Source organism: Pseudomonas sp. NPDC090201 (genome assembly GCF_044746825.1).
GTDB classification, from domain to species: domain Bacteria; phylum Pseudomonadota; class Gammaproteobacteria; order Pseudomonadales; family Pseudomonadaceae; genus Aquipseudomonas; species Aquipseudomonas putida_AD.
Genome location: NZ_JBIVCX010000010.1, coordinates 1 through 26,755 on the forward strand (window position 1 = coordinate 1; position 26,755 = coordinate 26,755).

The window sequence follows — 26,755 nt, forward strand, 5'->3', positions numbered from 1 at the left end:
CCGCGTCGCATTTTCCCTGATGCAGAACAAGGACGCATACCAGGCAGGAAAGAGGGCTAAAAAACTTTGCCCTCAACCATAGAATCTCCCACAGGGATTGCGGTGGTCTTGCAAGCTGGCTCTAACCGCTCTGGCACGGGCGCCTACGGCTGTAGCATTAACGTCACATTGCGGGATTAGGCTCCCTCGACATACTTGGTAACACATTTATGCCAGCGAGCAGGAGCCGTGATGAGCGACAAAGAACAAGACCCGTCCAAGCCGTCCGCCAGCCTTGATTCATCGGATTCTCCGTCTGACAGCAGCCGTCGCCGATTCCTCGGCGGCGTGGCCGTGCTCGGCGCTGGCGCCGCCGTCAGCAGTGTGGTGGCGGCCAGCGAAACCGGCACCGACGGCAAGGCCAGCGCCCTGGAAACTGCGCTGACGGGACCCGCGCTGGACAAGGCCCTGCAGGACAACATCAAGAACATCGTGGTGATCTACGCCGAAAACCGCAGCTTCAACAACCTGTTCGCCAATTTTCCCGGCATTGAAAAACCCTTGTCGGCGGTCAAGCCCGAAGACTATCGCCAGCGCGACCGTGACGGCAAAGTCCTGGAAAGCCTGCCTTCCTGCTGGGGCGGCGTGTGCCAGGTCGGCCCGCAAAGCATCGATGGCGTGACCTACGCCACCGGCGTGCAATATCAGGAAAACCTGCCCAACGCCCCTTACGCACTCAAAGGGCCGAGCGGCGAGGACCTGCCCCTGAGCGTGGTCACCCGCGACCTGTGGCACGTCTTCTATCAGAACCAGATGCAGATCAATGGCGGCAAGAACGACGGCTTCGTGGCCTGGGCCGATTCCGGCAGCCTGACCATGGGCCATTACAGCCAGACACAATATTCCCTGCGCCTGTGGGACGTCGCCCGGGAGTTCGTACTCTGCGACAACTTCTTCCAGGGCGCTTTCGGCGGCTCCTTCCTCAATCACCAGTACCTGATTTCGGCCAGGGCGCCCTTCTACCCGGATGCGGCCAGCTCCCCTGCGAAATCGCAGATCGCCACGCTGGAAAGCAGCGATCCGCTGGATTACCGCCTCAAACCGCTGGAAAAATCCCCGGCCAGCGCCATGACCGGCCCTCCCCAGTTCGGCCCCAGCCTGCTGACGCCCGATGGCTACGCGGTCAACACCATGGCCCCGCCCTACTGGCCGACCTGGCTGCGCGACAAGGAAAAGCCCGAATACTCGCAGCCAAACCTGGCCAACGTGCTGGTGCCCCAGACCCACGATCACATCGGCGACAAACTGTCGAAGAAGAGCGTCGATTGGGCCTGGTACGCCGGCGCCTGGCAGGTCACGCTGGATGAGTATAAGGATTCGGCAGGCATCCCCAAGATCCCCAACTTCCAGTACCACCACCAGCCGTTCAACTACTTCAAGAACCAGGGCCCGGACCATCCGCAGGAGCGCGCGAAACGCCTGCGCGATGGCGGCCTGGGCGACGAGTCGGCCACCAACAGATTCCTGGCGGACGCCGAGGCCGGCAAGCTGCCCGCCGTGACCTTCTACAAGCCTCAGGGCAACCTCAACCTGCACGCAGGCTACGCCGATGTCGCCTCGGGCGATCGCCACATCGACCGCGCGATTAAAGTGCTGCGCAACAGCCCGCAATGGAAAAACATGGTGGTGGTCGTCACCTTTGACGAGAACGGCGGCTGGTGGGACCACGTGGCGCCACCCAAAGGCGACCGTTGGGGGCCTGGCACGCGAATTCCGGCCATCGTCATTTCGCCGTTCGCGCGCAAGGGCACGGTCGATCACACGGTGTACGACACCGCCTCGATCCTGCGCTTGATCACCCGGGTGCATGGCCTCGAAACGCTGGACGGGCTCAAGGAGCGGGACGACGCCATGGTGGCACGCGGACAGGCGCCGATGGGCGACCTGACCAACGCGCTGCGCTTTCCGGCCTGACCGGCTGAACGTCTGACAGACGCCCAGGTTGCAGAACGTTGCCGAGACGTTCTGCAACGCTTCCCTCGTTGACCCATCGCACTCATGGGTATTCCTTGCACACGTCAATCAACGTGCAAGGAAGCACCGCCATGAACGCAACACCACCTCGCTACACCCCGCAATACCGCATCGCCACCCACTGGCTGGTCGTGCACTGTTCAGCCACCGCCCCCAGCCAGGACATCGGCGCGCGGGAAATCACTCAATGGCATATCCAGCGCGGCTTCGACACACTGGGCTATCACTACGTCATCCGCCGCGATGGCTCGCTGGAAACAGGCCGACCGGAAAACGCCATCGGCGCGCACGTCAAAGGCCACAACGCAAAATCTGTCGGCGTTTGCCTGGTCGGCGGTGTGAACAGATCAGGCCAACCGGAGAACAATTTCACCGACAGGCAATTCGCGACCTTGCGCCGATTGCTCGATCAGCTTCAGTCCCGTTACCCGAAGGCCCGCGTTCTCGGCCATCGAGATTTGTCGCCGGACCTGAACGGCGACGGCAAGATCACCCCCGACGAATTCATCAAGGCCTGCCCGTCGTTTGACGTCTCAGCGTGGTTGAACACCCGCTGAGCGCCTGCGGCGAGGGTTGCTGCCGGGTCACTTCCGGCAGCTCTCGACCACACACATTCGCGAAAAATGACTGCTGATCTGTGCATGTACAGCCCTGATTCGCCTGCTTAGAGTGACCAGGTCCTACAGCACAATCAGGAGAGTGCCATGCCACAGACGCTGAACTTCCAGCAGGTCGATGTTTTTTCCACTGCCCCGACCCAAGGCAATCCCCTTGCCGTGGTCATCGGCGCCGACGGGTTGAGTGATGCGCAAATGGCCGCCTTCGCCCGCTGGACCAACCTCAGCGAAACCACCTTCCTGCTGCGTCCCACGCACCCCGAGGCGGACTACCGGGTGCGCATTTTCACCACCACCCGCGAACTGCCGTTTGCCGGGCACCCGACACTGGGCAGTTGCTTCGTGTGGCTGGACAGCGGCGGCCAGCCCAAGGCTGAAGAAGTGGTTCAGGAATGCGGCGCGGGCCTGGTCCGGATCCGTCGCGACGGCGCTCGACTGGCGTTTGCCGCCCCGGCCTTGTTGCGCAGCGGCGCCGTGGAAGATGAGGTACTGGACACCATCGCCGCCGGCTTGAAGATCCAGCGCAGCCAGATTGTTGCCAGCCAGTGGGCCGACAACGGGCCAGGCTGGGTGGCGGTGATGCTCGACAGCCGCGAAGAATTGCTCGCCATCCGCCCCGACTATCCGGCGCTCAAGGGGCTGAACGTCGGCATCGTCGCGCGCTGGACCGGGCCGGATGCCGAGGCTGACTTCGAAGTGCGCGCGCTGACCGGCGACCTGGGCGCTGAAGATCCGGTCACCGGCAGCCTCAACGCGAGCCTGGCGCAATGGCTGATCCCGGCGGGCCTCGCACCGCGCACCTACAGCGCCCGGCAGGGCACGGTGCTGGGCCATAAAGGCCAGGTGGGCGTGGAGCAGATCGGCGAGCAGATCTGGGTCAGTGGCCAGGTGCAGAAGTGTGTTGAGGGGAATGTGACGCTGTAGCCTGCCTACCGGAAGCCGACAGATGCCGGCTTCCGGTCGATGTTCGCAAGGGATGTCAGGCCACTGCATCGACCTTGTGCTCTCCACTGCCCAAGACCTCATCGGCCTCCCTGGGCAGGCGGGTGGTGAGGATCGCCAGCCCCACCGCCACCACCGCGATCGCCAGATAGACGCCGACGAACGAGCCAGTGAAACTGGCCAGCAGCCCCGCGCACAGGTTGCCGAGCATCCCGCCCACCCCTTGGGTGATATTGGCGACGCCAAACACCGCTACCGATACCGCTGCGTTGCCGGCCATCTTCGAGACGTAGGCCGGGATCAGGCCGAAGATCGGATAAAACGCCAGCGCGAACAGGATCGCCGCCACCAGCGGCCAGGGTCCGACCGGATGCAGGACAAAGATCAAGGCGGCCGCACACACGCTGGCGTACACCAGCAGCATGGCGACGCGCAGGCCGATGCGGTCCGACAGCCAGCCCACGGCCAATCCTGCGAACATGCCGACGAAGCCCATGCTGGCCCAGATCTGCGCCGTGTAAGTCACGTCGAAATCCAGTTGCGTGCGCAGGTAGGAAGACAGGTAGTTCTGGAACGGAAAAGTGGAAAAGCCCAGCAACATCGTCATCGCCCAGATCTTCAGCACCCAGGGCTGGGTCAAGGCGCTCTTGCCGACCTTCATTTCGGCGTTCGAGGCCGCATGGGTGCCGCGGGAATGGCTGAACAAGCGTGCGCGGAAGAATACCAGCATCACGCCCAGTGCAATCAGCACCGTGAGAAAGCCCACCAGCCCCCACACGGTGCGCCATTCGCCCTGTGGCGCGAACATGGGCACCAGCAGGCTGTTGATGAACACGCCATAACTGGTCCCGCTGGAGACCAGCCCCATCGCCATGCCGCGATACTTGTAGGCTACCGTGCGGGCGATCACGTCCACCATCGGCACGAACACCGTGGCGGCAGTGCCGGCTAGCACTGTCAGCAGCGCGCCGATCAGCACGATGTTGTGCGCCATGGGGATCAGCAGCAGCGCCGCCGCACAGACGATGCCCGAACCGAACACCACCCAGCCACCGCCGACCCGTGGGGTGATCCACGCGGCGAACAATGCACTGGCCAGAAAGCCCAGTTGGGCGCAGGCCGTGATGGTGCCCACGTAGGAAATGTCGAAACCCAGGCTTGCGCGCATGTCCGGCACCAACTGTGCGAACAGGTAGATCCCGAAGCCATATGTGGCCGCCACCAACCCGGTGAGCAGCAACACAATCAGAGCATTGATTCGCATCGTCAGCGTCCTTTCCTGGGGGCAAGAAATCGGTCGGTTTGTTCAGACAACGGCTCGGGGTTGCGCGGCGTCGATCAGCTCGGCGGCCAGGTCCTTGGCCACCAGGAATACGCTGTCATCGTTCTCCAGGGCGCCTGTCAGAAAAGCCCCTTCCAGTAGCAGGAACAGGCGCCTGACCAGTGTCGGCGGATTGGCCAGGCCGGCGTTTTGCGCCAGGTCCAGCAGGTGCTGTTTCACCCCGCGCTTGTGGCGATCCACCGCCTGACGCACCGGATGAGAACGGTCCGGAAATTCGGCGGCGGAATTCACGTAAGGGCAGCCGCGCAAACCACCTTCGAACAGCCACTGCCGATGCAGATCGAACAGCGACAGCAGCTTCTCGGCAGGCGAATCAGCGGCAGCCAGCGACTGCAGGACCGCGGCGTTCCAACGCTCGTTACGCTCGTCCAGGTAGGCCACCACCAGTTCGTCCTTGGAGGCGAAGTGGGCGTAGAGCGTCATCTTCGAAACCCCCGCGAACTCAGCGACCGCAGCGATGCCGGTGGCGTTGATGCCATCACGAAAAAACAGCGCCGATGCCGCTTCGATCAAACGTCGATGGGTGAGGCTGGCGTTGTGATTGGCTGGCATTGGGTGCCTTTGTGAATGAACTGTACTGACCGGTAAGGATAGTCAAACATTCGTGATCAGCCAGTGCGGCGGTGATCGCACGACGAGTGGTTGTTCGTGGCACGATGGCTGGCCGACGGGGACGATCTCAAGTACGCCCCGCGGGCAAGCCCGGCTGCTACGGATAGAGGCCGTTCACGAAATCTGCGGACGACTACGCCCCGTAGCAGCACGGCTTGCCGGCGGGGGCGTATTCGGGATCGCTGACGCCGGCAAGCCGGACTGCTACGGGGATTTGGGCGTTCGAAACGCCAGGGTCCGACCGCTGAACCGTAGCAGCACGGCTTGCCGGCGGGGGCGTATTCGGGATCGCCGACGCCGGCAAGCCGGACTGCTACAGGGATTTGGGGTTCGAAACGCCAGGGTCCGGCCGCTGAACCGTAGCAGCACGGCTTGCCGGCGTGGCGGTCTCAAGGGGGACCGCAACGGATCAGTAGCGCAGCCTACCGACAGGGAAACGCATTCTTCAGCGCAGAAACCACCAGCACCGATTCATTCAGGTGCAGGGCCTCCGGGTGCTCCTCCAGCGACTGCACCACGATGCGCATCGACTGGACCATGGGAATGCCGCCCTCCGGCACGCACACCAGCTTCGGCGCGCCACCGGCCTCATGCACGATGTCCAGGGTGTCGATGGTCGCCTGCAACACGCCCACGCAATGGCCGATCCCGGTGGGGTTTTTGGCCACCCCGCCGCTCATGCTGTTGATGCCATCCTGGCATTCGAGCAACAACTTGTTGCCATCCGCCATGGCGGGCACCCCACAGCCAAGCAGCCATAACCCCATCAGCGCGCCGAGCGATTTGACCATCACCGCAACCACAACTCCTTCACGGAATGATCGGCGGCCTTGCGCACCACAAGGCTCGCGCGCTCCCGTGTGGGCAGGATATTTTCCAGCAGGTTGGGACGGTTGATGTCGCGCCAGATCTTGCGCGCCGCGTCCGGGGATTTCTCCGGTGGCAAGTCGGCCAGTTCACGGAAATAGGCGCCACGAGCACGAAATGCAGTGCGTTGCAGCATCAGGAAGCGCTCGACATACCAGCGCTCGATGTCGCCTTCGTCGGCATCCAGATAAATCGAAAAATCGAAGAAGTCCGACACGATGGTGCCCGGCTTCTGGCCGTCGTTGCCTTCGGTCTGCAGCACATTCAGGCCTTCGAAGATCAGGATGTCCGGCTGGCTGACCTTGAGAAACTTGTCCGGAACGATGTCATAGCTGATGTGCGAATACACCGGCGCGCTGATCTCCGGGGTACCGGCCTTGAGTTCCGAGAGAAACTTGACCATGCGCTTGCGATCGTAGCTTTCCGGAAAGCCCTTGCGGTGCATGATGCCCTCAGCGTCGAGCCGCGCGTTGGGGTGCAGGAAGCCGTCGGTGGTCACCAGATCGACCCGAGGGTGATCGGGCCAGCGCGCCATCAGCGCCTGCAACACCCGGGCAAAAGTGCTCTTGCCCACCGCCACGCTGCCGGCCACTGCCACCACGTAGGTCTGTTTCTTGGCCGGACGCCCCAGGAAGGTGTCCTTGATGCTGGCCAGGTTGCGCGCCGCACTCACATGCAGATTGATCAGGCGCGACAGGGGGAGATAGATGTTGACGACATCTTCCAGGGAAATATCTTCGTTCACGCCCCGCAACGCCGCCAGGTCTTCTTCGGACAGAGTCAACGGCGTGCTGGCACGCAGCGCCGCCCACTCTTTGCTGGTCATTACGAGATAGTCATCAGGCGCCATCTATAGCCTTCCAATCCAGTGTCGGTATCGACAATGGTGCGAAGACTATCGTATTGACCCCAAAACCGGGCAGATTTCTTTGATTTACCACGCATTATTGGCGTGATCGGCAGAATCGGCCGTTCGCGAAAAACGCCGGAAAGCGGTGTAAAGCTCGCAAATAAATGGAACTCCTGATCGCACTCTAGTGACGAATAGCCATCATTCGCCATCATCACCAGGAGGCCACCCCCATGCGGCTAGAATCCAACGCCATTCGACTGTTGATCAGCCTCGCCGACGAGGCCCTGTGCAGAGTCAATCCGCTGGATTTCACCGCGCTCCTGTACCTGCGCGATCAGGGGTTTGCCGACGTCAGCATCAAGGACGGTTGCGTGGTCGCGGTGCGGACCCTGCTCGGCAAACAGTTCGCCGAAGACCGCAGCGCCATGCGCTGAACGACAAGATCGGCGACAGCCAGGCCGCTCACACCAGTACAGTTTCCGGACAACGCCTACAAACCCGATAGCCCAAGCCTACATATCCAGCACCCTGCATCCGGCGATCATGAGTCCTGATAGTGACTTGCTCTTTCTATCGCTCAACGCGGGATGGGTGCACAACGCCGGCCCTCCACGCTTTTCATACCGCCCTGAAAACCGGATGGCCCTGCCCCATGACCGTAAAGCTTGAATTCCTGACCACCGACCCCGAGGCCATGCAACTCGCCGTCCGCTACTGGGCGATGAGCGAAAGTGGCGATTTTCTGGAAAAGGTGATCGATCTGGTGCCCTTCCGCCACATCACCAACAGCGGCGCGCTGGCCGCCCACGTTCGTGAACTGTGCACGGCCTACGACGAAAACCTGCGCTGCCCCCACTGCGACGAAGGCCTGGAAGTCAAAAGCCGCTCCTGCGCCAAGAAGTATCCGCAAAAATCCTACAGGCCTTGTGGCGATTGCCAGAAGCTCCAGGCGGCACGGGAACAGGCGCAAAAAGCCGAAGCCGCCGCCAGGCTCGAGACTCACCTGGCGGCCTACATCAACCAACTGCCATCGCACCCCATCGAATATGCCCACCTGGGCGATGACCTGGCGCTGCTGACCGTCGCCCTGGATTTCGCCATCAGCCCCCGCCTGGGCGCCGAAGCCTTTACGGTCAGCGACTGCCAGGCGCTGGCGCCGATGGACCTGCGCCTGTTCATCGACAAACTCAGAGCCGCCGCAGTACTGCGCGAAGACCCGCGCCGAGCGACGCCGGGCACCTACTTCATGCAGGACGATGTGCTGACGGTACGCACCCACTACGTCGCCTACGCGCTGACACCGGACATCCACTTCGGGCTCGACGACGAAGCCAGAAGCATCCTGCTGACCCGGGAGTTCTGCGACAGCGCCGCGCTGTTCAGCCTCTGGCTCGACTTCGCCACGGCCGACTCGATGCGCTATCTGCTGGACCAGTGCAAAGCCTTCGACCACGAACTCGATGACCGGCAACTCAAGGAAATCCGCAGCAGCCTGCGTGGCGCCCTGGAAACCCACAGCATTTCGCAGATCTGGTTCGTGATTTGGAAAAACATCAAGGACGCCGCCGCCCTCGCCAAGCTCGTCTACTACTCCGATGAACGCGCGGCGGCGACCATTCCCGGAAAGATCCGACGCACCCTTGAGAAGGTCGAGAAGGAAAAAACCGTCATCAGCAAATGGAAACGCCCCGACCAGCAGCCATCCGGAACCCTGGGCATGCTCTTCAACGAACTGTTCGGAATCGACGAAGACACTCCGGGCAGCCAGGTGCTCGCGCAACTTATCGCCGCGCAGCCGCTAAGCGAGGAAACCGATGCGGTAGCGCCCGATCCCGAACCGGTACGGCGCCTGCTGTACGAGGCACTGATGAACGACTCCGGCCCGGAAATGCTCACCCACTTTGCCGAGTTGATTCGCGAGGGTCATCCGGTGGGCGCGGTGGTGTCGAAGATGCTGGGGGAGGATGCGTCGGTATGATGGCAGTCGGCGAGTCCGACGCTGATCCGGCTGCAAAACCGGTTTCTGCCACTGTATTGCCCGCGCCTGCCGGTCTAGCCTGAGAGGATCGTCCCTCCCCGCCGCCACGAGCCGCTACTCAATGAACCCGCCCTGGCTTCCACTGTTCGACGCCCCCTCGATTGAAACCACCGCCTGGGACGCGGCGGCGTTCAGTGGCCTGGGCAATCTGGCACCTTCGGGCATGGCGGTGAACATCGCGTTCATCGGCAACGAGTCCTTTGATGATCGGGTGGCTGCGGTGCAGGGCTTGCACGGCGCAGGCTTTCGGCCAAGGCCCATCATCTCGGCACGGCGCCTGATATCGCCCGAGGTGTTGCGCAGCTATATGACCCGGTCCATCGAAGTCGGGCGAGTTGACGGGATATTTCTGGTGGGTGGCGATCCGGCAACCTCCGCCGGGCCATTCACCGACTCGCTGCAAGTGATCGAAGGCGGCTATCTGGACGGGCTGGGGCTGCAAAGCGTCGGCATCGCGGGCTACCCCGAGGGGCACCCCAAGATCGCCGATGAAGTGCTGTGGCATTACCTCAAACGCAAGACTGACGCCTTGGCCAGCCGAGGTTTCAAGCTTGAAATCACCACCCAGCTTTCGTTCGACGTCCAGGCAGTGATGAACTGGATCAGACAGGTCCGGGACGCCGGGATCGATGCCCCGATCCGCATCGGCATTCCCGCACCCGCGACCATGGCCGGCGTCCTCAATTTCGCCCGACAGTGCCGCGTCGGCACCTCGGCGCAGTTGCTCAAGCACTACGGCTGGCAATTGACTTCGTTGATGAGCCCACAAGGGCCGGACCGGTTTATCGATGCCCTGATCGAGGGAATCGACCCGGCGGAACTGGAGACGCTGCGTTTGCACCTGTTTCCCATTGGCAACCCGACGCACGTCTTGCAGTGGCTGGAACGTAGCAAACAACGATTGAGCTGATACTTACATTCTTTGACACACTCCAAAGCCCCGCCAGCACGGGTCATCGACCTCTGCAGCGGCTCTTTTGTATCGAGATACGCTTTACTCAGCCTTTACCCACCCTAGACCTCCCTTTACACGAATCCGGTGTTTGATACGTCCATGGCGATTCCAAACCTTTCGCCAAAGGAGACACCATGATTTCGAAGATGACCCAAGCCCTTGTCCTGACCGGCACCCTGATTGCTGCAGGCGCAGCCAACGCAAGCGATCACAACGTGATCGTGCCCGTCATCGCAGGCGCCGCCATCGGCGCAGTCGTGGCCACGGTGGCCAGCAACTCCCACCACCATCACCGCCCGGCGCGCTACTACGCCCCACCGCCACCGCCGCCGCGTTATGTGCCGCGCTACCAGCCCGTGTACTACGCGCCACCGCCGCCGGTCGTGTACCGCCGATTTGAACCGCCACGACCTCATGGGTATTACGACGGTGGATGGCGCCGGGGGCATGATCGTGGGTGGGATCATCGTCGGGATGGGCGTTGGTGAGTGATGGCGAGAGTGTCTCCGGCTTCTGTGCGGACAGGGGCTGGAGGCATGCGAAGACCTTCAAGACGGTTAGTCCTGAATGCGAGAACAGAAGGATTTGATTGAAACCTGCGAGAAAAGCAAGGTTTGAAATGGAGGCGACCCCACCAGCCACACCCCGGCACACAATGTTCCCGCTGTGGCTGCTGCCTTCCGGCTCTGACCAGGTTCACGGGTAATCGTTGCGGGGGGACCGATGGGGTCACCATAACGCGTGCTGCCGGCTTGCCCGGCGAGCGGGGGCCATTGTACCGGTCTGGCGCGAAGTTACAACCTCTGGTTTCAGATAAAAAATCCGATAGCGCTCAAGCACTTGTGCGCACCCTTCTTCCCGGCGTTCCGATGCTCAGTGCCCCAGCGCTCGAAGTTCGCGAACCTTGGCGGTGCGTTCGCCGTTCATCCAGTGTTCCAGGGCGCCCGGGGGCATGGGCCGGGCGATGAGGTAGCCCTGCACTTCATGGCAGCCGAGCTGGCAGAGGATTTCGTAGACGTCTTCGGTTTCCGCCCCTTCTGCCACGACGCGGTAGCCCAGGCGTCGCGCCAGGTCGACGATGGCTTCGACCAGGCGGCGATCCTTTTCGTTGGCGTCGAGGTTTTCCACCAAGGACTTGTCGAGTTTGACGGTGGTGGCCGGCAGTTGGCGCAGGTAGGTCCAGTTGCTGTAGCCGGTGCCGAAGTCGTCGATGGCGATGTCGATGTTCAGGGCGCGCAGGCGTTCGAGTTGCTGGCGGGTGATTTCGGGGTTCGCGCACAGGGCGCTTTCGGTGAATTCGAGTTCGAAGCGGCCCGGATCCAGGCCGCTGATGGCGAGTTGTTCGAACAGTGCGTCGCTGAATTGCGAGTTGGCCAAGTCAATGGCCGAAACGTTCATCGCCACCTTGAACGCATAGCCCTGCTGCTGCCAGGTTCGAGCCTGTTGCACGGCATGGCGCAGCACCCAGAGGCTGAGGGAGCGGATCAGCGCGGTCTTTTCCGCCAGGGGGATGAATTCTGCCGGGCTGATCGGACCTAGCACGGGGTGCTGCCAGCGCAGCAGCGCCTCGACGGTGACCACACGGCCGGTACTGACTTCAAGGCGCGGCTGGAAGGCCAGTGACAGTTGATCGGGGCTGCGGACGGCGTCGGCCAGCGAAGCCAGCAGCAGGAACGCGCGCTGCTGGGCGAAATCCAGATGCGGTTCATACCAGCGCCAGCCGGTGGCCTTGCCCCGCGCTTCGTCGGCGGCGCTGACTACCAGTCGAATCCAGTCACGCTCGTCGTGCTTGCCCAGGCCCAGGGGCAGCACGCCGATACCCACGTCCATCTGAATCGGGATGTTGCGGCACACCAGCGGGCGCTGGAAATGCTTGATGAGTTTGCGAAACAGCTGTTCGGCCTGCTCTGGCGCCGCGTGCCGGGTGAGCAGCGCGATGCGGGTGGGGCTGACCTTGTACAGCGCGGTGTCGGGCGGCAGTTGCTCGCGGCAGCTGTCGATCATGCATTTGACCAGTTCCTGGGAAAAGCTGTAGCCCAGTGCGCGGACGATGCTGTCCAGAAACAGCGGATCGACCATGTCCAGCGCCACCAGCGCGTAGTTGTCGCGGTCGGTCAGCGCCATGATGTCTTCTTCCAGACGCAGGCGATTGAACAGGCCGGTAGGCTGGTCGACGTAGTTGCTGTTGCGCAGGTTGTTCAGGCGTTTCATCACCAGTTGGCCGTACATCTCCAGCATGCTCATGTCACGCCCTTCCAGCGGCGCACGCGGCTTGCTGTCGATGATGCACAGGGTGCCAAGGGCCAGGCCATCGGCGGTCACCAGGGGTACACCTGCGTAGAAACGGATGTAGGGCTCCCCCGCCACCATGGGGTTGTCCTTGAAGCGTTTGTCGTGCAGCGCGTCAGGCACCTGGAAGATGTCGTGCGAGAGAATGGAGTAGGCGCAGAAGGAAATTTCCCGAGGGGTCTCGCGCTCATCCAGGCCGGTGCCGGCGCGAAACCACTGGCGGTGTTCGCTGATGATGGACACCAGCGCCACCGGCGCCTCGAAATAGTGAGCAACCATCTCGACAATGTGATCCAGCACGTCGTCCGCTGCTGAATCCAGAAGCCCCATGTGGGAAATGCGAGAGAGACGCGAAGCCTCGTTCAATGGAATTGGAGCGCTATTGGCCATATGCGAATCCCTGTGCAACAGCTTTATGCCAGTAGTATCAAAACGATATTGTGAGCCCCAAGTTAGCACCAGATTCGCAACCGTGCAGGCGTTCGCAGACCGGCGGCGACGACTGGCGCGAGGGGTGGAAGTTGCGGCAAAACATGCACTTCACTCGTTTGGATGGGTCACTGGATCTGCACCACTTCGTCTGCCTTGCCGCCCGCATCCTGAATGACCAGATGGATGAAATGCAGCTTGGTAATGACTTCAGGTGACAACACGAAGGGATAGAAATCCGGCTGGCCCATGGCGCGGGAAAGCTCGTTGAGCATGCCTGCCAGTTCGATCCAGGCATTGACGAAGGCGAGGAACGCAGGTCCGCCGGGATGCTGCGGGTCGTAGAGGGTGTGCAGGTCGAAGGGCTGGTAATCCAGGTCCATGTCGTGGGCGCTCATGCCCAGGCTTAAGGCAGTGTCGACGGCGTCGGTCATGTGCAGGTAATGGGCCCAGGTTTCGGCCCAGTCTTCCCATGGATGCATGGTGGCGTAGGCGCTGACGTGGTGCTGTTGCCAGTCGGCGGGGGCGCCGTTCTGATAGTGATGATCCAGCGCTTCGGCGTAGCTGGCGCGGTCGTCTCCGAACAGGTTGCGGAAACCGTCCTGCCAGTAGGTGCCCGCTATCAGACGATCCCAGTAGTAGTGTCCGACCTCATGGCGAAAATGTCCGAGCAGCGTGCGATAGGGTTCGTGCATCTGCACGCGAACCTTCTCACGGATGGCGTCGTCGGCTTCTTCCACGTTGAGGGTGATCAGGCCGTTGGCGTGTCCGGTGGTGGGCAGATTGCCTTCCAGGTCGACGCCGAGAAACTCGAAGGCCAGTCCGCGTTGTTCATCGACGGTCTTGGGGACGACCGGCAAGCCCAGGGTGACGAGTTGCGCGACCAGCCGGCGTTTGGCGATCTCGATCTTGCGCCAGCGTTCGGGGTTTTCCGGCACGGACAGGTCGGGGATGGTTTTGTTGAGGCTACAGGCGATGCAGAATTCTCCTGCATCGTGGGCTGGAAACAGCCAGTTGCAGGCGGCGGGCGTGTCGAGGTTGGCGCAGCGGCGGTACAGACCGGCCTGCGGCTCTTCGCTCAGGCGCCAGGTGTTGAGATCGGGTCCGGGTTCCAGTGAAGCGACTTTGCCTTGCTCGGGCAGGTAGCCCAGCGCCGCCTGGCAGGCCAGGCACTGGCTATTGCGCAGGAACACCGACTGGCCGCAGCGGCATTGCCAGACTTTGCCGTTGCGCCGGGTTTCCGGGGCGAACGGCGCCGCGATGCGTGTGCTGAGTTGTTCGAAGAACTGGAACATGGCGATCTCCCGATGTGGCCGCAAGCACTAGATCGTCGGGGGTTGCGGGGGTTCCGTGGATTTTTGTGCATGGGTAAGGATGTTTACGATCATCGATCGGCGAATTTCTGTGGGAGCGGGCTTGCCCGCGAAGGCGTCGGGCCAGATACATCAAGGGTGACTGACCCACCGCCTTCGCGGGCAAGCCCGCTCCCACAGGATTGCGGGGGCTCCGAGGTATGGGGCGGGCTTGAGATCGCTCCCGCGGGCAAGCCCGGCTGCTACGGGGTGATGGGGTGGCGGCTGTTGTGGGAGCGCTGAATGCCGTCGTAGCAGTCCGGCTTGCCGGCGTCGGCGATTTCGGGGCGCCATCGCGGGCAAGTCCGGCTGCTGCGGTGGGTGGCGTCAATCGATGGCGACGTTGTGCTTTTTCAGGAACGCCACGAAGGCTTCTTCGTCCAGCACCTTCAAGCCCAGTTCGTTGGCCTTGGTCAGTTTGGACCCGGCACCCGGGCCGGCGACGACGGTGTGGGTCTTGGCCGACACAGAGCCGGATACCTTGGCACCCAGGCTTTCGAGTTTTTCCTTGGCAACGTCGCGGCTCATCAGCTCCAGCGAGCCGGTCAGGACCCAGGTCTGGCCGGTGAGCGGCAGGCCTTCGACGGCTTTTTTCTCGCTGTGCCAGTGCATGCCGAAATCTTTGAGCTGCTGCTCGATCTTGAGAGCAAGGTCAGCATTCTCAGCGTTGTCGAAGAAGGTTCTCACAGACTGCGCCTGCTTTTCAGGCAAGGTCTGGCGCATGTCCAGCCAGTCGGCCTTGACCACGCCTTCCAGCGTGCCGAACTTGTCGGCCAGCTTCTGCGCACCGCCCGGCCCTACCGACGGGATGTTCAGTTTGTCGAGCATGCCGCCCAGGGTCGCGCTGGCGGCGAATTCGGCGCCCAGTTCACCCACGTCCTGCAACTGCATCTTGCACTCGCCCAGCAGCGCGCCGATGACGTCCTTGTTGTGATCGTCCTCGAAGAAGCTGTGAATCTCGTGGGCGACTTCCAGGCCGATGTCCGGCAGGTAGGTCAGCACCTGGGGCAGCGCGACCTTGACCTTGTCCAGCGACCCCAAAGAGCGCGCCAGCACCTTGGCCGTTTCCTCGCCCACATCGGGAATGCCCAGCGCATAGATGAACCGCGCCAGAGTCGGCTGCTTGCTGTCTTCGATGGCCTTGAGCAGCTTTTTGCTGGAGATGTCGGCAAAGCCCTCCAGATCGATGATCTGTTCGTACTGAAGCTTGTACAGATCGGCGGGCGAGCCGATGAGCTTCTCGTCCACCAGTTGCTCGATGGTCTTGTCGCCCAGGCCTTCGATGTCCATGGCGCGACGTGATACGTAATGGATGATCGCCTGCTTGAGCTGCGCGCCACAGGCCAAGCGGCCCACGCAACGGTACACCGCGCCTTCGCTGACAGTTTCCTTGCCCTTGCTGCGCTTGATCAATTGCGTACGCTCGACCTGCGAACCACAGACCGGGCAGGTCTGCGGGATCTCGACCTGCCGTGCGTTCTCCGGACGGCGCTCCATGACCACCTGCACCACCTGCGGGATCACGTCGCCAGCGCGGCGGATGATGACGGTGTCGCCGATCATCAGGCCAAGGCGCGCCACTTCGTCCATGTTGTGCAGCGTGGCGTTGGCCACAGTCACGCCCGCGACCTTGACCGGCTTGAGCCGTGCCACCGGGGTCACGGCGCCAGTGCGCCCGACCTGGAATTCGACGTCGAGCAGTTCGGTCAGCTCTTCCATGGCCGGGAATTTGTGGGCGATGGCCCAACGCGGCTCGCGGGCGCGGAAACCCAGTTCGCGCTGGGAGGCAATGCTGTTGACCTTGAACACCACGCCGTCGATTTCATAGGGCAGCGACAGACGCCGCTCGCCGATGTCCTGGTAATACTTGAGGCAGTCTTCGATGCCGTCGGCCACTTTCAGCTCGCGGCTGATGGGCATGCCCCAGGTTTTCAGCTTCTCGAGGTTGCCGATGTGGGTGTCGGCGATGTCATGGGACACCTGGCCGATGCCGTAGCAGCAGAATTCCAGCGGGCGGTTGGCGGTGATTTTCGAGTCCAACTGGCGCAGGCTGCCAGCGGCGGCGTTGCGCGGGTTGGCGAAGGTCTTGCCGCCGACTTCCAGCTGGGTCTCGTTCAGTCGCTCGAAACCGGCCTTGGACATGAACACTTCGCCGCGCACTTCCAGCGTCTCTGGCCAGCCTTCGCCATGGAGTTTGAGCGGGATGTTGCGAACGGTGCGCACGTTGACGCTGATGTCTTCGCCGGTGGTGCCGTCGCCACGGGTTGCGCCGCGCACAAGGGCGCCGTTCTGATACAGCAGGCTCACGGCCAGGCCGTCGAGCTTGGGCTCGCAACTGTACTGCACCTTGGCGCCTGCGCCGAACAGATCACCCACCGGCAGGTCCAGGCCTTCGGTCACGCGGCGGTCGAACTCGCGCAGGTCGGTTTCTTCGAAGGCGTTGCCCAGGCTGAGCATGGGGATCTCGTGGCGCACCTGGGTGAACGCCGACAGCGCCGCGCTGCCGACACGCTGGGTCGGCGAATCCGGGGTCACCAGGTGCGGGTTTTCCGCTTCCAGCGCCTTGAGTTCGTGGAACAGGCGGTCGTACTCGACATCCGGAATGCTCGGCTCGTCGAGCACGTGATAGCGGTAGTTGTGCAGGTCAAGCTCTGCGCGCAGTTCCAGGATTCGGTGTTCGGCGTTCATATGGGTGTTCTCGAAAAGCAAAAGAGCAGCCAGGGCTGCTCAATTCATAGGATCAGGGCGGTGTACCTGTGGGAGCGAGCTTGCTCGCGAATGGTTCAGACGCTGCGGTGTCAGAACCAACGCCTTCGCGAGCAAGCTCGCTCCCACAGTTCAATCAGGCCCACGATCTACGGGGATCAACGACGCTGAGTCAGCGCGCGGCGTTCGAATTCGACGATGCGCTGGCGGTAGTGTTCGATGGTCTGCGCGGTCATTACGCTGCGCTGATCGTCTTTCAACTCGCCGTTCAATTCGTGAGCCAGTTTGCGGGCTGCGGCCACCATCACGTCGAAAGCCTGTTTCGGATGACGCGGGCCTGGCAGGCCGAGGAAGAAGCTCACGGCGCGGGTGCTGAAGTGGTCGATGTCGTCCAGATCGAACACGCCCGGCTTGACCGCATTGGCCATGGAAAACAGCACTTCGCCATTGCCCGCCATGCTTTCGTGGCGATGGAAAATGTCCATCTCGCCGAAACGCAGGCCGCTTTCCAGAATGTTCTGCAACAAGGCAGGGCCCTTGAAGCCGCTTTCGTCGCGGGAAATCACGCTGATGACCAGCACTTCCTCGACCGGCGCCAGGTCCTTGTCTTCGGTGATGCGCTGGGCAGGCTTGTCGTCCGGGAAGTCGTCTTCGCGGGCGCTGAACAGGCTCGGACCGTCCAGGTCCAAGTTCAGGTCGCCCTGCTGCGGCTCGTCCTTGCGCTTGCCGCGCTTGGATTCGCGCTCCGGGCGCTCGGCGCGTTCAGGCCGCTCGCGGGCAGCGCTCATGGTCGGCAGATCGTGCTCGTCGAGCTGCGGTTCTTTCTGGTTGTCCAGGACACGTGCAGGGCCCAGTACCTCGGCGGACGAGCCTTCTTCGTCGTCCGGCAGGTTGGAGAAGCTGCGGTCCAGTCGGAATTTCAACTTGCCCTTGCCGCCGCGCATCCGGCGCCAGCCGTCGAAAAGAATACCGGCAATGACAATAATGCCGATGACGATCAGCCACTCTCGCAGACCGATTTCCATGTAATCCCGTGCCTCTATTGAAAATTCTGAAAATTAAGGGCGTAAACCCCTTTAAAACGTGGAGCCAACTCTATGTTCTGAATGGCCTTTTACCCACGCAAAAATGAAAAAGTGGACATTAAACTAGCACGACCAAAGGTAACTTTACACCGTCAGTTACATCTGGCATGTCGCGAGCATCTGTACGGCCGCGACGGTTAATCCTGTGCCGCGCTATCAGAACGCCACTTTTCCCTGTCTATTCGTCTGGCCGCCTGGCCAGCAGCTACGCATCCACCAGCGCCATCGCCTCCTCTACGTCCACCGCCACAAGGCGCGAACACCCCGGCTCATGCATGGTGACACCCATCAACTGGTCGGCCATTTCCATGGCGATCTTGTTGTGGGTGATGTAGATGAACTGCACGGTCTGCGACATCTCCTTGACCAGTCGGGCATAGCGGCCCACGTTGGCGTCGTCCAGTGGTGCATCGACTTCGTCGAGCATGCAGAACGGCGCCGGGTTGAGTTTGAAAATGGCAAAAACCAGTGCCAGTGCGGTCAGGGCTTTCTCGCCGCCGGACAGCAAATGGATCGTGCTGTTCTTCTTGCCCGGAGGACGCGCCATGATCGTCACCCCTGTATCGAGTAAATCTTCGCCCGTCAGTTCCAGATAAGCGCTGCCACCACCGAAAACTTTTGGAAAAAGTGCCTGAATTCCGCTGTTTATCTGATCGAAGGTCTCTTTGAAGCGATTTCGCGTTTCCTTGTCGATCTTGCGAATGACGTTTTCCAGGGTATCCAGCGCTTCAACGAGGTCGGCATCCTGAGCGTCCAGATAGCGTTTGCGCTCGGACTGCTGCTGGTACTCGTCGATGGCCGCCAGGTTGATCGCGCCCAGACGCTGGATTCGCCCGTCGATGCGCCCCAGCTCTTCCTCGGCATCCTTTTCGTTGGCCTCGGGGGTCAATGTCGCCAGCACACCATTTAGATCGTAGCCGTCTTCGTGCAATTGCTCCTGCAACGTCTTGCGTCTGACAGTGAGCGATTGCCATTCCAGGCGCTGCTGTTCCAGTTGCCCACGCAGCAGTTGCGATTGCTGCTCGGCCTGGGTACGACGCTTCTCGGCATCGCGCAGTTCGCGGTCGGCGTCTTCGAGGGCATTCTTGGCGGTGCGCATTTCGTCGTCGACGGCCATGCGCTTTTCCAGCAGCTCTTCAAGCTTCATGCGCAGCTCTTCAAGCGGTGCTGCGCCCTCCTCCAACCCGAGGCTCAACTGCTCGCGCTTTTCGGTCAGGCGTTCGGACTGCATCTCCAGACGCTCCAGCGCCTGGCGGGTGGAATCGTGTTGCGCTCGCAAGGAGCTCAGGCGCACGGCCAGGTGGTTGCCGTGGTCCTTGTGCTGGCGGGCTTCCTGGCGCACCCGGTCCAGGCGCTCGCGCAGGCTGTCACGCTGGGCCAGCAGCAGTTCGCGCTGCTCGGTGTCCAGCGCCATGCTGTCCAGGGCGTCCTGCAATTGCAGGCGCGATTCGCCCAGGCTCTCCTGCTCCAAAGCGCGCTGCTCGCCGAGTTCGGTTAGCTCCTCGTCCAGCCGGGTGCGACGCAGGGTCAATTGCTCGACCTTGGCCTTGGCCGCCGACAGTTGCGCCTTCAACTCACTCTGCTGACGGGCTTCTTCCTGCAGGCGCCTGCGAAGCTGTTCGCGGCTCTCCTCCTGGGTACGCTGCTGTTCACGCAGGCTGAGCAGTTGCTCTTCGAGCGCGGCGAGGGTCGCTTCGCGCTCTTCGCGTTCGGCTTCCAGACGCTGCAATTCCTGGCCTCGGGCCAGTACGCCGCTTTCGGCTTCACTGGCGCGGCGCACCCGCAGAAAATCACGGCCGACCCAATAGCCATCGCGGCTGATCAGGCTCTGCCCGACGCTCAACTGCGCGCGCATCGACAAGGCGTCTTCGAGTGTTTCGACAGGTTTGACCTGCCCCAGCCAGCTGCTCAGATCGACCTGGCTGTTGACCTTGTCCAGCAGGCTGCCGGCAATGCGCGTCATGTCGCTGGCGGAGCTGACCAGACGCAAGTCGCCCTGGCTGAAACCGGCCAGATCCAGCCCCGAGAAGTCATCGACCAGCACGGCGTGCAAGTCCGCGCCGAGCACGGTCTCCACCGCCAGCTCCCAACCGGCTTCAACGCGCAAGCCTTCGGCCAGGCGCGGACGCTCGCTCAACTGGTGATCGCGCAGCCACTCGGCGGTGCCGGTCCCCGGATCGAGCGCAGCCTGTTGCAAGGCTTCCAGCGAGGCGAGGCGGCCATTCAGGCGCTGCAGATCGCCTTGGGCCTGCTGCTGGGATTGGGTGGCCTGTTGCAGATCAAGACGCAGCTTTTCAAGGCGCTCGACCAGTTGCTCTTCTTCGGCGGTCAGCTCTTCGAAGGCCATTTCCCGGGCGGCGAGGTCTTCGCTGAGGTCGAGAATCGCCGCGTCTTCGGGATCGGCGGCGAGCAACTGGCGCTCTTCACCCAAACGCCGTTGCCGTTCGGCCAGCCGCTCCAGGCTGGTTTCCAGTTGCTGGATGCGCGATTGCTGCACCTCGGCCTGACGCCGCGGCTCGGCGGACGACAGGTTGAAAGCGTCCCACTTTTCCTGCCAGCCGTGCATGGCCACTTCGGCCTCTTCCAGCGCGGCAGCGGATTCCTCGGCGGCGGCCAGGGTCATTTCCTGCTCGGGTTCGAGCATTTCCAGCTCTTCACCGAGGGTCGCAAGCAGCGTGCGGTCATGGCCCAGATGGGATTCGGTTTCCTGGCGCGCGCGCTCGGCTTCGCGCAGGTCGTCCTGCAATTGGCGCAGGCGTTGCTGGCCGTGCTGGATGCTCTGTTCGTTACGGGCGATGTCACCGCCCACCGAATAGAAGCGCCCCTGCACCACATTGAAGCGCTCGGACAGATCATGGTGCCCGTCACGCAAGCGCTCGATGGCGGCATCGGCACTGCGCTGATCGGCGACCAGCGCTTCGAAGCCGACCTCCTGGTTGCCAATCACCGCTTCGCGCTGGGCCACCTGCTCGTTCAGGGCCTGCCAGCGCAACGCCGACAACTGCGCCTTGAGCTGACGCTCTTCGGCCTTGTATTCCTGATACTTCTCGGCGGCCTGGGCCTGGCGGTGCAGGCGCTCCAACTGGCGCTCCAGCTCTTCGCGCAGGTCGGTCAGGCGCGCCAGGTTCTCGTGGGTGCGACGAATGCGGTTCTCGGTCTCGCGCCGGCGCTCCTTGTACTTGGAAATGCCCGCCGCTTCTTCGATGAAGTTGCGCAGATCCTCAGGCTTGGCTTCGATCAGCTTGGAGATCATGCCCTGCTCGATGATCGAGTAGCTGCGCGGCCCCAGGCCCGTGCCGAGGAAGATGTCGGTGATGTCGCGACGCCGGCATTTGGTGCCGTTCAGGTAATAGGTGTTCTGGCTGTCGCGGGTGACCTTGCGGCGAATGGAAATTTCCGCATAGGCGGCGTATTCGCCCACCAGCGTGCTGTCGGAGTTGTCGAACACCAGCTCGATGCTGGCCTGGCTCACCGGCTTGCGGCTGGTGGAGCCGTTGAAGATGACGTCGGTCATCGACTCGCCGCGCAGGTTCTTGGCCGAGCTTTCGCCCATGACCCAGCGCACCGCGTCGATGATGTTGGATTTGCCGCATCCATTGGGGCCGACCACGGCCGCCATGTTGCTGGGGAAGTTCACCGTCGTCGGGTCGACGAACGACTTGAACCCCGCCAGCCTGATGCATTTAAGACGCATGGATCAGCTGGCCGCCAATGCAGACAGGATCGACTGGCAACTGCGCTCGGCGTAGGCGGTGAGCACGTCGCGGATGCGCGGCAGATCGCGCGCAACCACCGCTTCCAGCAACTGGCCGAACAGCGTCAGGTACTCGCTCATCTCGGCCTGACGCTGATCCAGCGCCAGGTAGTAGAAGCGGCTCATGGACGGCTGCAGGTTCTCGACGGTTTCTTCCAGGTACGGATTGTTGGCGAACGGATACGCAGCGCGCATCACGTTGAAGCTGTCCTCGACGAAGCTCTTCACGTCGCCGCGCTCGCAACTGGCGATCAGCCGCTGCTGGATCTGCTGGAACGGCGCCAGGTCCAGTTCTTCGGCCCAGCGCTTGGCCACCGCAAGGCCGAGCAGGATGTACATCTCGCTCATCAGCGCGCACAGGCTTTCGATGTTGTGCGGGGTGAGCACGGACACCTGGGCACCACGGCGCGGCAGGATCACGATCAGGTGACGGCGTTCCAGGATCAGCAATGCTTCGCGCACAGAGCCACGGCTGACATTCAGCGCTTGGGTGACCTTCTGCTCCTGAATCCGCTCCCCGGGCTTGAGCTCGCCGCGAATGATCCGTTCGGCGAGGTGGTGAGCGATCTGCTCAGCGAGGCTGTCCGGTGCCTTGAACGTCATTTCTTTCCTTTAAAACCATGGCTGCACACAAGCGGCGCAGTGTATCGCACTGGATACCTGTGGCGCAGGGCCATATGCATGGAAACTGGCATGAAATAAGCAATTCTTTGAGCGTCGTCCCACGGTTTTATTGCAAGACCTTGCTGCCGTTAATCGGCTAGTCACCGGAAATGTGATTTTCTTGACCTCTAGGTCAGATTTTAATTGACCCAATAGTCAGAACTGATAGATTCATCGACAGGTTCGATGAACAATTTCCGCTACACCTTTAAGACAGCTATCTATTACAAGAAGACGAGGCGCGACCCGTGATCCAGTTCTTACTGAACCAAGAGCTCAAGACCGAGCATGCTCTTGACCCGAACATGACGGTGCTCAACTACCTGCGTGAGCACCTGCATAAATCCGGCACCAAGGAAGGCTGCGCCAGCGGCGACTGCGGCGCCTGCACTGTGGTGGTGGGCGAACTGAGCACCGACGCCGACGGCCAGGATCACTTGAGCTATCGCAGCCTCAACTCCTGCCTGACGTTCGTCGCCTCGTTGCATGGCAAGCAACTCATCAGCGTCGAAGACCTCAAGCACCAGGGGCAACTGCACAGCGTGCAAAAGGCCATGGTCGAGTGCCACGGCTCGCAGTGCGGCTTTTGCACGCCAGGTTTCGTGATGTCGCTGTTTGCCCTGCAGAAGAACACCAGCGAAGCCGATTCCAGCAAGATCAAGCACGCCCAGGCCCACGAAGCCCTGGCCGGCAACCTGTGCCGCTGCACCGGCTACCGCCCGATCCTGGCCGCCGCCGAGCAGTGCTGCAGCCAGCCCCAGCCGGATCAGTTCGACACTCGCCAGGCCCAGACCATCGCCCGCCTGAAGGCCATCGCCCCCAAGGAAACCGCCGAGCTGAACAGCGGCGACAAACGCTGCCTGGTGCCGCTGACCGTGGCCGATCTCGCCGACCTCTACGATTCCTATCCGCAAGCCCGGTTGCTGGCGGGCGGCACTGACCTGGCGCTGGAAGTCACCCAGTTCCACCGTCCGTTGCCGGTGATGATTTACGTCGGCAACGTGGCCGAGATGAAGAAGATCGAGGCGTTCGACGACCGCATCGAGATCGGCGCCGCCACCGCTCTCACAGACTGTTACGAAGCCCTGGCCCACCAATACCCGGATTTCGGCGAGCTGCTGCACCGTTTTGCATCACTGCAGATCCGCAATCAGGGCACGTTGGGTGGCAACATCGGCAACGCCTCGCCGATTGGCGACTCGCCTCCCCTGCTGATCGCACTGGGCGCCAAGATCGTCCTTCGCAAAGGCAGCAAGTCTCGTACCTTGCCGCTGGAGCATTACTTCATCGATTACCGCGTCACCGCCCGTGAGGAAAGCGAGTTCATCGAGAAGATCATCGTGCCCAAGGCCAACGCCAAACAGGCCTTCCGCGCCTACAAGGTTTCCAAGCGCCTGGACGACGACATCTCGGCAGTCTGCGCTGCATTCCGCGTGCAGGTGGAAAACGGCGCCATCGTCGATGCCCGTGCAGCCTTCGGCGGCATGGCGGCAATCCCGAAACGCGCGGCCAACTGCGAGCAGGCCCTCATCGGCCAGCCCTGGACGTCGGCCACCATTGAACGCGCCTGCGCCGCGCTGGAGAAGGACTTCACCCCGCTGTCGGATTTCCGCGCCACCAAGGAATACCGCCTGCTGAGCGCGCAGAACCTGTTGCGCAAATACTTCATCGAGCTGCAAACGCCACACATCGAGACTCGGGTGACTGCATATGTCTAATCACGCCCCGCAAAAGACCCAGGAAGAACTGGTCGCCCTGTTCCAGCAGGACCTCACCTCCGGCGTTGGCCGCAGCGTCAAGCATGACAGCGCCGACAAGCACGTCTCGGGTGAGGCGATCTACATCGATGACCGCCTCGAATTCCCCAATCAGCTGCATGTGTATGCGCGCATGTCGGACCGTGCCCACGCGCGCATCGTCAAGGTCGATGTATCGCCTTGCTACGATTTCGAAGGCGTGCGCATCGCCATCACCCACGAAGACATCCCGGGCCTCAAGGACATCGGCCCGCTGCTGCCGGGCGACCCGCTGCTGGCCATCGACAAGGTCGAATTCGTCGGCCAGCCGGTGATCGCCGTTGCCGCTCGTGACCTGGAAACCGCGCGCAAGGCGGCCATGGCGGCGATCATCGAATATGAAGATCTAGAACCGGTGCTCGACGTGGTCCAGGCCTATCGCGACAAGCATTACGTGCTCGAAAGCCACACCCATAAACGCGGTGATTCGGGCACGGCGCTGGACTCGGCGCCCAACCGCATCCAGGGCACGCTGCACATCGGCGGCCAGGAACACTTCTACCTGGAAACCCAGATTTCCTCGGTGATGCCCACCGAAGACGGCGGCATGATCGTCTACTGCTCCACGCAGAACCCCACCGAAGTGCAGAAGCTGGTCAGCGAAGTGCTGGACGTTTCGATGAACAAGGTGGTGGTGGACATGCGTCGCATGGGCGGCGGTTTCGGCGGCAAGGAAACCCAGGCCGCAAGCCCTGCGTGCCTGTGCGCGGTGGTTGCGCGCCTGACCGGCCAGCCGACCAAGATGCGCCTGCCCCGCGTCGAAGACATGATGATGACCGGCAAGCGCCACCCTTTCTACGTCGAGTACGACGTGGGCTTCGACAACGACGGGCGCCTGCAGGGCATCCAGTTGGAGCTGGCCGGCAACTGCGGCTGCTCGCCGGACCTGTCTGCCTCCATCGTCGACCGCGCCATGTTCCACGCCGACAACTCGTACTACCTGGGCGATGCCACCATCAACGGCCATCGCTGCAAGACCAACACCGCATCGAACACCGCCTACCGCGGCTTCGGCGGCCCGCAAGGCATGGTCGCCATCGAGGAAGTCATGGACGCCATCGCCCGGCATCTGGGCAAGGACCCGCTGGCGGTGCGCAAGGCCAACTACTACGGCAAGACCGAGCGCAACGTCACGCACTACTATCAGACCGTCGAGCACAACATGCTCGAGGAAATGACCGCCGAGCTTGAGGAAAGCAGCCAGTACGCCGAGCGGCGCAAGGCGATCATGGCCTACAACGCCAACAGCCCGATCCTCAAGAAGGGTCTTGCGCTGACGCCGGTGAAATTCGGCATCTCCTTTACCGCAAGCTTCCTCAACCAGGCCGGCGCCCTGATCCACATCTACACCGACGGCAGCATCCACCTCAACCACGGTGGCACCGAGATGGGCCAGGGCCTGAACACCAAGGTCGCGCAGGTGGTGGCCGAGGTGTTCCAGGTGGATTTCAGCCGAGTGCAGATCACCGCCACCAACACCGACAAAGTGCCGAATACTTCGCCAACGGCAGCGTCCAGCGGCGCGGACCTGAACGGCAAGGCGGCGCAGAACGCGGCAGAAACCATCAAGCAGCGCCTGGTGGAATTCGCGGCCAGGCACTACAAGTGCGAAGAATCCCAGGTCGAATTCCGCAATGGCCATGTGCGCGTCGGCGAGCAGGTCATCAGCTTCGACACCCTGGCGCAACAGGCGTGGATGGGCCAGGTGTCGCTGTCGAGCACCGGCTACTACAAGACCCCGAAAATCTACTACGACCGCAGCCAGGCCCGTGGGCGGCCGTTCTACTACTTCGCCTTCGGCGCAGCCTGCACCGAGGTGATCGTCGACACCCTGACCGGCGAGTACAAGATGCTGCGCACCGACATCCTGCATGACGTTGGCGCCTCGCTGAACCCGGCCATCGACATCGGCCAGGTCGAGGGCGGCTACATTCAGGGCATGGGCTGGCTGACCACCGAAGAGCTGGTGTGGAACGCCAAGGGCAAGCTGATGACCAACGGCCCAGCCGGCTACAAGATTCCGGCGGTGGCGGACATGCCGGCGGACTTGCGGGTGAAGCTGGTGGAGAACCGCAAGAACCCGGAAGACACGGTGTTCCATTCCAAGGCCGTGGGCGAGCCGCCATTCATGCTGGGGATTGCGGCGTGGTGTGCAATCAAGGATGCGGTGGCGAGCCTGGGTGACTACAGGCATCAGCCGAAGATCGACGCACCTGCGACGCCGGAGCGGGTGTTGTGGGGGTGCGAGCAGATGCGCAAGTTGAAACAGGCAGCGCCCGAGGCCGAGGGTGTGGCCCATGAGTTGACGGTTTCACCGGTTTGATCGGCGGCGTTTGAAATGATGCCGTCGCGGGGGGGGGGGGGGGGGGCGGGCCCGCGCGGGGGGGGGGGGGGGGGGGTGGGGGGGGGGGGTGGGGTGGGGGGGGGGGGGGGGCGGGGGCC

Annotated in this window: 19 protein-coding genes and 1 other RNA gene; 9 read left to right on the forward strand and 11 right to left on the reverse strand. The window is 62.4% G+C overall.

Features of this window, described 5'->3' with window-relative positions; translation table 11 throughout:
• Positions 1 to 231 precede the first annotated feature (231 nt).
• The 3 genes from ACIPOO_RS21345 to ACIPOO_RS21355 all read left to right on the forward strand — a co-directional run bounded on the left by ACIPOO_RS21345 (position 232) and on the right by ACIPOO_RS21355 (position 3,554).
• The gene (locus tag ACIPOO_RS21345; RefSeq protein WP_400609640.1) at positions 232 to 1,953 is read left to right on the forward strand and encodes an acid phosphatase; all 1,722 of its coding nucleotides are present in this window, start codon (positions 232 to 234) and stop codon (positions 1,951 to 1,953) included.
• Positions 1,954 to 2,084: 131 nt separating this feature from the next.
• Complete coding sequence (locus ACIPOO_RS21350; RefSeq protein ID WP_400609642.1) at positions 2,085 to 2,570, forward strand: N-acetylmuramoyl-L-alanine amidase; 486 nt, start codon at positions 2,085 to 2,087, stop codon at positions 2,568 to 2,570.
• A 147-nt stretch (positions 2,571 to 2,717) separates the two neighbouring features.
• Positions 2,718 to 3,554, forward strand: a complete 837-nt coding sequence (locus ACIPOO_RS21355) for a PhzF family phenazine biosynthesis protein (protein ID WP_400609644.1) — start codon at positions 2,718 to 2,720, stop codon at positions 3,552 to 3,554.
• 55 nt (positions 3,555 to 3,609) lie between these two features.
• Here the strand turns inward: ACIPOO_RS21355 and ACIPOO_RS21360 are convergent, their stop codons facing one another.
• The 4 genes from ACIPOO_RS21360 to coaA form a co-directional block, all read right to left on the reverse strand.
• On the reverse strand, positions 3,610 to 4,836 hold the full coding sequence (locus tag ACIPOO_RS21360; protein WP_400609646.1) for a nitrate/nitrite transporter: 1,227 nt from the start codon (positions 4,834 to 4,836) through the stop codon (positions 3,610 to 3,612).
• Between the two features lie 42 nt (positions 4,837 to 4,878).
• On the reverse strand, positions 4,879 to 5,466 hold the full coding sequence (locus ACIPOO_RS21365; protein WP_400609648.1) for a TetR/AcrR family transcriptional regulator: 588 nt from the start codon (positions 5,464 to 5,466) through the stop codon (positions 4,879 to 4,881).
• A gap of 482 nt (positions 5,467 to 5,948) precedes the next feature.
• A complete protein-coding gene (locus tag ACIPOO_RS21370; protein ID WP_400609650.1) occupies positions 5,949 to 6,317 on the reverse strand; it encodes a Rap1a/Tai family immunity protein in 369 nt (122 codons plus the stop codon).
• Positions 6,317 to 7,243: a type I pantothenate kinase gene (coaA, locus tag ACIPOO_RS21375; protein ID WP_400609652.1), complete on the reverse strand. Its 927-nt coding sequence runs from the start codon at positions 7,241 to 7,243 to the stop codon at positions 6,317 to 6,319. Before coaA ends, ACIPOO_RS21370 begins: the two co-directional genes overlap by 1 nt.
• A 233-nt stretch (positions 7,244 to 7,476) precedes the next feature.
• Between coaA and ACIPOO_RS21380 the strand changes: the two genes are divergently transcribed.
• The 4 genes from ACIPOO_RS21380 (at position 7,477) to ACIPOO_RS21395 (ending at position 10,727) form a co-directional block, all read left to right on the forward strand.
• Complete coding sequence (locus ACIPOO_RS21380) at positions 7,477 to 7,680, forward strand: hypothetical protein (protein WP_274132469.1); 204 nt, start codon at positions 7,477 to 7,479, stop codon at positions 7,678 to 7,680.
• 218 nt (positions 7,681 to 7,898) lie between these two features.
• Positions 7,899 to 9,224, forward strand: coding sequence for a hypothetical protein (locus ACIPOO_RS21385; RefSeq protein WP_400609654.1), 1,326 nt, complete (start codon positions 7,899 to 7,901; stop codon positions 9,222 to 9,224).
• A gap of 121 nt (positions 9,225 to 9,345) precedes the next feature.
• On the forward strand, positions 9,346 to 10,194 hold the full coding sequence (locus ACIPOO_RS21390; RefSeq protein WP_400609656.1) for a methylenetetrahydrofolate reductase: 849 nt from the start codon (positions 9,346 to 9,348) through the stop codon (positions 10,192 to 10,194).
• 179 nt (positions 10,195 to 10,373) lie between these two features.
• Positions 10,374 to 10,727, forward strand: coding sequence for a hypothetical protein (locus ACIPOO_RS21395; protein ID WP_400609658.1), 354 nt, complete (start codon positions 10,374 to 10,376; stop codon positions 10,725 to 10,727).
• Positions 10,728 to 10,868: 141 nt separating this feature from the next.
• Here the strand turns inward: ACIPOO_RS21395 and ffs are convergent.
• The 7 genes from ffs to ACIPOO_RS21430 all read right to left on the reverse strand — a co-directional run bounded on the left by ffs (position 10,869) and on the right by ACIPOO_RS21430 (position 22,457).
• An RNA gene (gene ffs / locus ACIPOO_RS21400) (signal recognition particle sRNA small type) lies at positions 10,869 to 10,965 on the reverse strand.
• 147 nt (positions 10,966 to 11,112) lie between these two features.
• Positions 11,113 to 12,918, reverse strand: a complete 1,806-nt coding sequence (locus ACIPOO_RS21405; RefSeq protein ID WP_400609660.1) for an EAL domain-containing protein — start codon at positions 12,916 to 12,918, stop codon at positions 11,113 to 11,115.
• A gap of 167 nt (positions 12,919 to 13,085) precedes the next feature.
• Positions 13,086 to 14,252, reverse strand: coding sequence for a putative zinc-binding metallopeptidase (locus tag ACIPOO_RS21410; protein WP_400609662.1), 1,167 nt, complete (start codon positions 14,250 to 14,252; stop codon positions 13,086 to 13,088).
• A gap of 384 nt (positions 14,253 to 14,636) precedes the next feature.
• On the reverse strand, positions 14,637 to 16,997 hold the full coding sequence (gene ligA / locus ACIPOO_RS21415; RefSeq protein ID WP_400609664.1) for an NAD-dependent DNA ligase LigA: 2,361 nt from the start codon (positions 16,995 to 16,997) through the stop codon (positions 14,637 to 14,639).
• 176 nt (positions 16,998 to 17,173) lie between these two features.
• Positions 17,174 to 18,040 (reverse strand): cell division protein ZipA, encoded by an 867-nt coding sequence (gene zipA, locus ACIPOO_RS21420; protein WP_274132453.1) that lies wholly within the window; start codon positions 18,038 to 18,040, stop codon positions 17,174 to 17,176.
• 265 nt (positions 18,041 to 18,305) lie between these two features.
• A complete protein-coding gene (gene smc / locus ACIPOO_RS21425; protein WP_400609667.1) occupies positions 18,306 to 21,794 on the reverse strand; it encodes a chromosome segregation protein SMC in 3,489 nt (1,162 codons plus the stop codon).
• A gap of 3 nt (positions 21,795 to 21,797) precedes the next feature.
• On the reverse strand, positions 21,798 to 22,457 hold the full coding sequence (locus ACIPOO_RS21430; protein WP_274132451.1) for a GntR family transcriptional regulator: 660 nt from the start codon (positions 22,455 to 22,457) through the stop codon (positions 21,798 to 21,800).
• A 308-nt stretch (positions 22,458 to 22,765) separates the two neighbouring features.
• On the opposite strand from ACIPOO_RS21430, the gene xdhA reads away from it, so the two are divergent.
• Positions 22,766 to 24,235 (forward strand): xanthine dehydrogenase small subunit, encoded by a 1,470-nt coding sequence (gene xdhA / locus ACIPOO_RS21435; protein ID WP_400609669.1) that lies wholly within the window; start codon positions 22,766 to 22,768, stop codon positions 24,233 to 24,235.
• Complete coding sequence (xdhB, locus tag ACIPOO_RS21440; RefSeq protein ID WP_400609671.1) at positions 24,228 to 26,636, forward strand: xanthine dehydrogenase molybdopterin binding subunit; 2,409 nt, start codon at positions 24,228 to 24,230, stop codon at positions 26,634 to 26,636. Before xdhA ends, xdhB begins: the two co-directional genes overlap by 8 nt.
• The last annotated feature ends 119 nt before the right edge of the window (positions 26,637 to 26,755 follow it).

Bases quoted from the DNA above. Each gene is read 5' to 3' on its own strand.
- ACIPOO_RS21395 (WP_400609658.1), top strand. From the start codon at position 10,374: ATGATTTCGAAGATGACCCAAGCCCTTGTCCTGACCGGCACCCTGATT.
- ACIPOO_RS21390 (WP_400609656.1), top strand. From the start codon at position 9,346: ATGAACCCGCCCTGGCTTCCACTGTTCGACGCCCCCTCGATTGAAACC.
- smc (WP_400609667.1), bottom strand. From the start codon at position 21,794: ATGCGTCTTAAATGCATCAGGCTGGCGGGGTTCAAGTCGTTCGTCGAC.
- ACIPOO_RS21410 (WP_400609662.1), bottom strand. From the start codon at position 14,252: ATGTTCCAGTTCTTCGAACAACTCAGCACACGCATCGCGGCGCCGTTC.
- ACIPOO_RS21345 (WP_400609640.1), top strand. From the start codon at position 232: ATGAGCGACAAAGAACAAGACCCGTCCAAGCCGTCCGCCAGCCTTGAT.
- xdhB (WP_400609671.1), top strand. From the start codon at position 24,228: ATGTCTAATCACGCCCCGCAAAAGACCCAGGAAGAACTGGTCGCCCTG.
- ACIPOO_RS21350 (WP_400609642.1), top strand. From the start codon at position 2,085: ATGAACGCAACACCACCTCGCTACACCCCGCAATACCGCATCGCCACC.
- zipA (WP_274132453.1), bottom strand. From the start codon at position 18,040: ATGGAAATCGGTCTGCGAGAGTGGCTGATCGTCATCGGCATTATTGTC.
- ACIPOO_RS21370 (WP_400609650.1), bottom strand. From the start codon at position 6,317: ATGGTCAAATCGCTCGGCGCGCTGATGGGGTTATGGCTGCTTGGCTGT.
- ligA (WP_400609664.1), bottom strand. From the start codon at position 16,997: ATGAACGCCGAACACCGAATCCTGGAACTGCGCGCAGAGCTTGACCTG.
- ACIPOO_RS21360 (WP_400609646.1), bottom strand. From the start codon at position 4,836: ATGCGAATCAATGCTCTGATTGTGTTGCTGCTCACCGGGTTGGTGGCG.
- ACIPOO_RS21355 (WP_400609644.1), top strand. From the start codon at position 2,718: ATGCCACAGACGCTGAACTTCCAGCAGGTCGATGTTTTTTCCACTGCC.
- ACIPOO_RS21405 (WP_400609660.1), bottom strand. From the start codon at position 12,918: ATGGCCAATAGCGCTCCAATTCCATTGAACGAGGCTTCGCGTCTCTCT.
- ACIPOO_RS21430 (WP_274132451.1), bottom strand. From the start codon at position 22,457: ATGACGTTCAAGGCACCGGACAGCCTCGCTGAGCAGATCGCTCACCAC.
- ACIPOO_RS21385 (WP_400609654.1), top strand. From the start codon at position 7,899: ATGACCGTAAAGCTTGAATTCCTGACCACCGACCCCGAGGCCATGCAA.
- ACIPOO_RS21380 (WP_274132469.1), top strand. From the start codon at position 7,477: ATGCGGCTAGAATCCAACGCCATTCGACTGTTGATCAGCCTCGCCGAC.
- ACIPOO_RS21365 (WP_400609648.1), bottom strand. From the start codon at position 5,466: ATGCCAGCCAATCACAACGCCAGCCTCACCCATCGACGTTTGATCGAA.
- coaA (WP_400609652.1), bottom strand. From the start codon at position 7,243: ATGGCGCCTGATGACTATCTCGTAATGACCAGCAAAGAGTGGGCGGCG.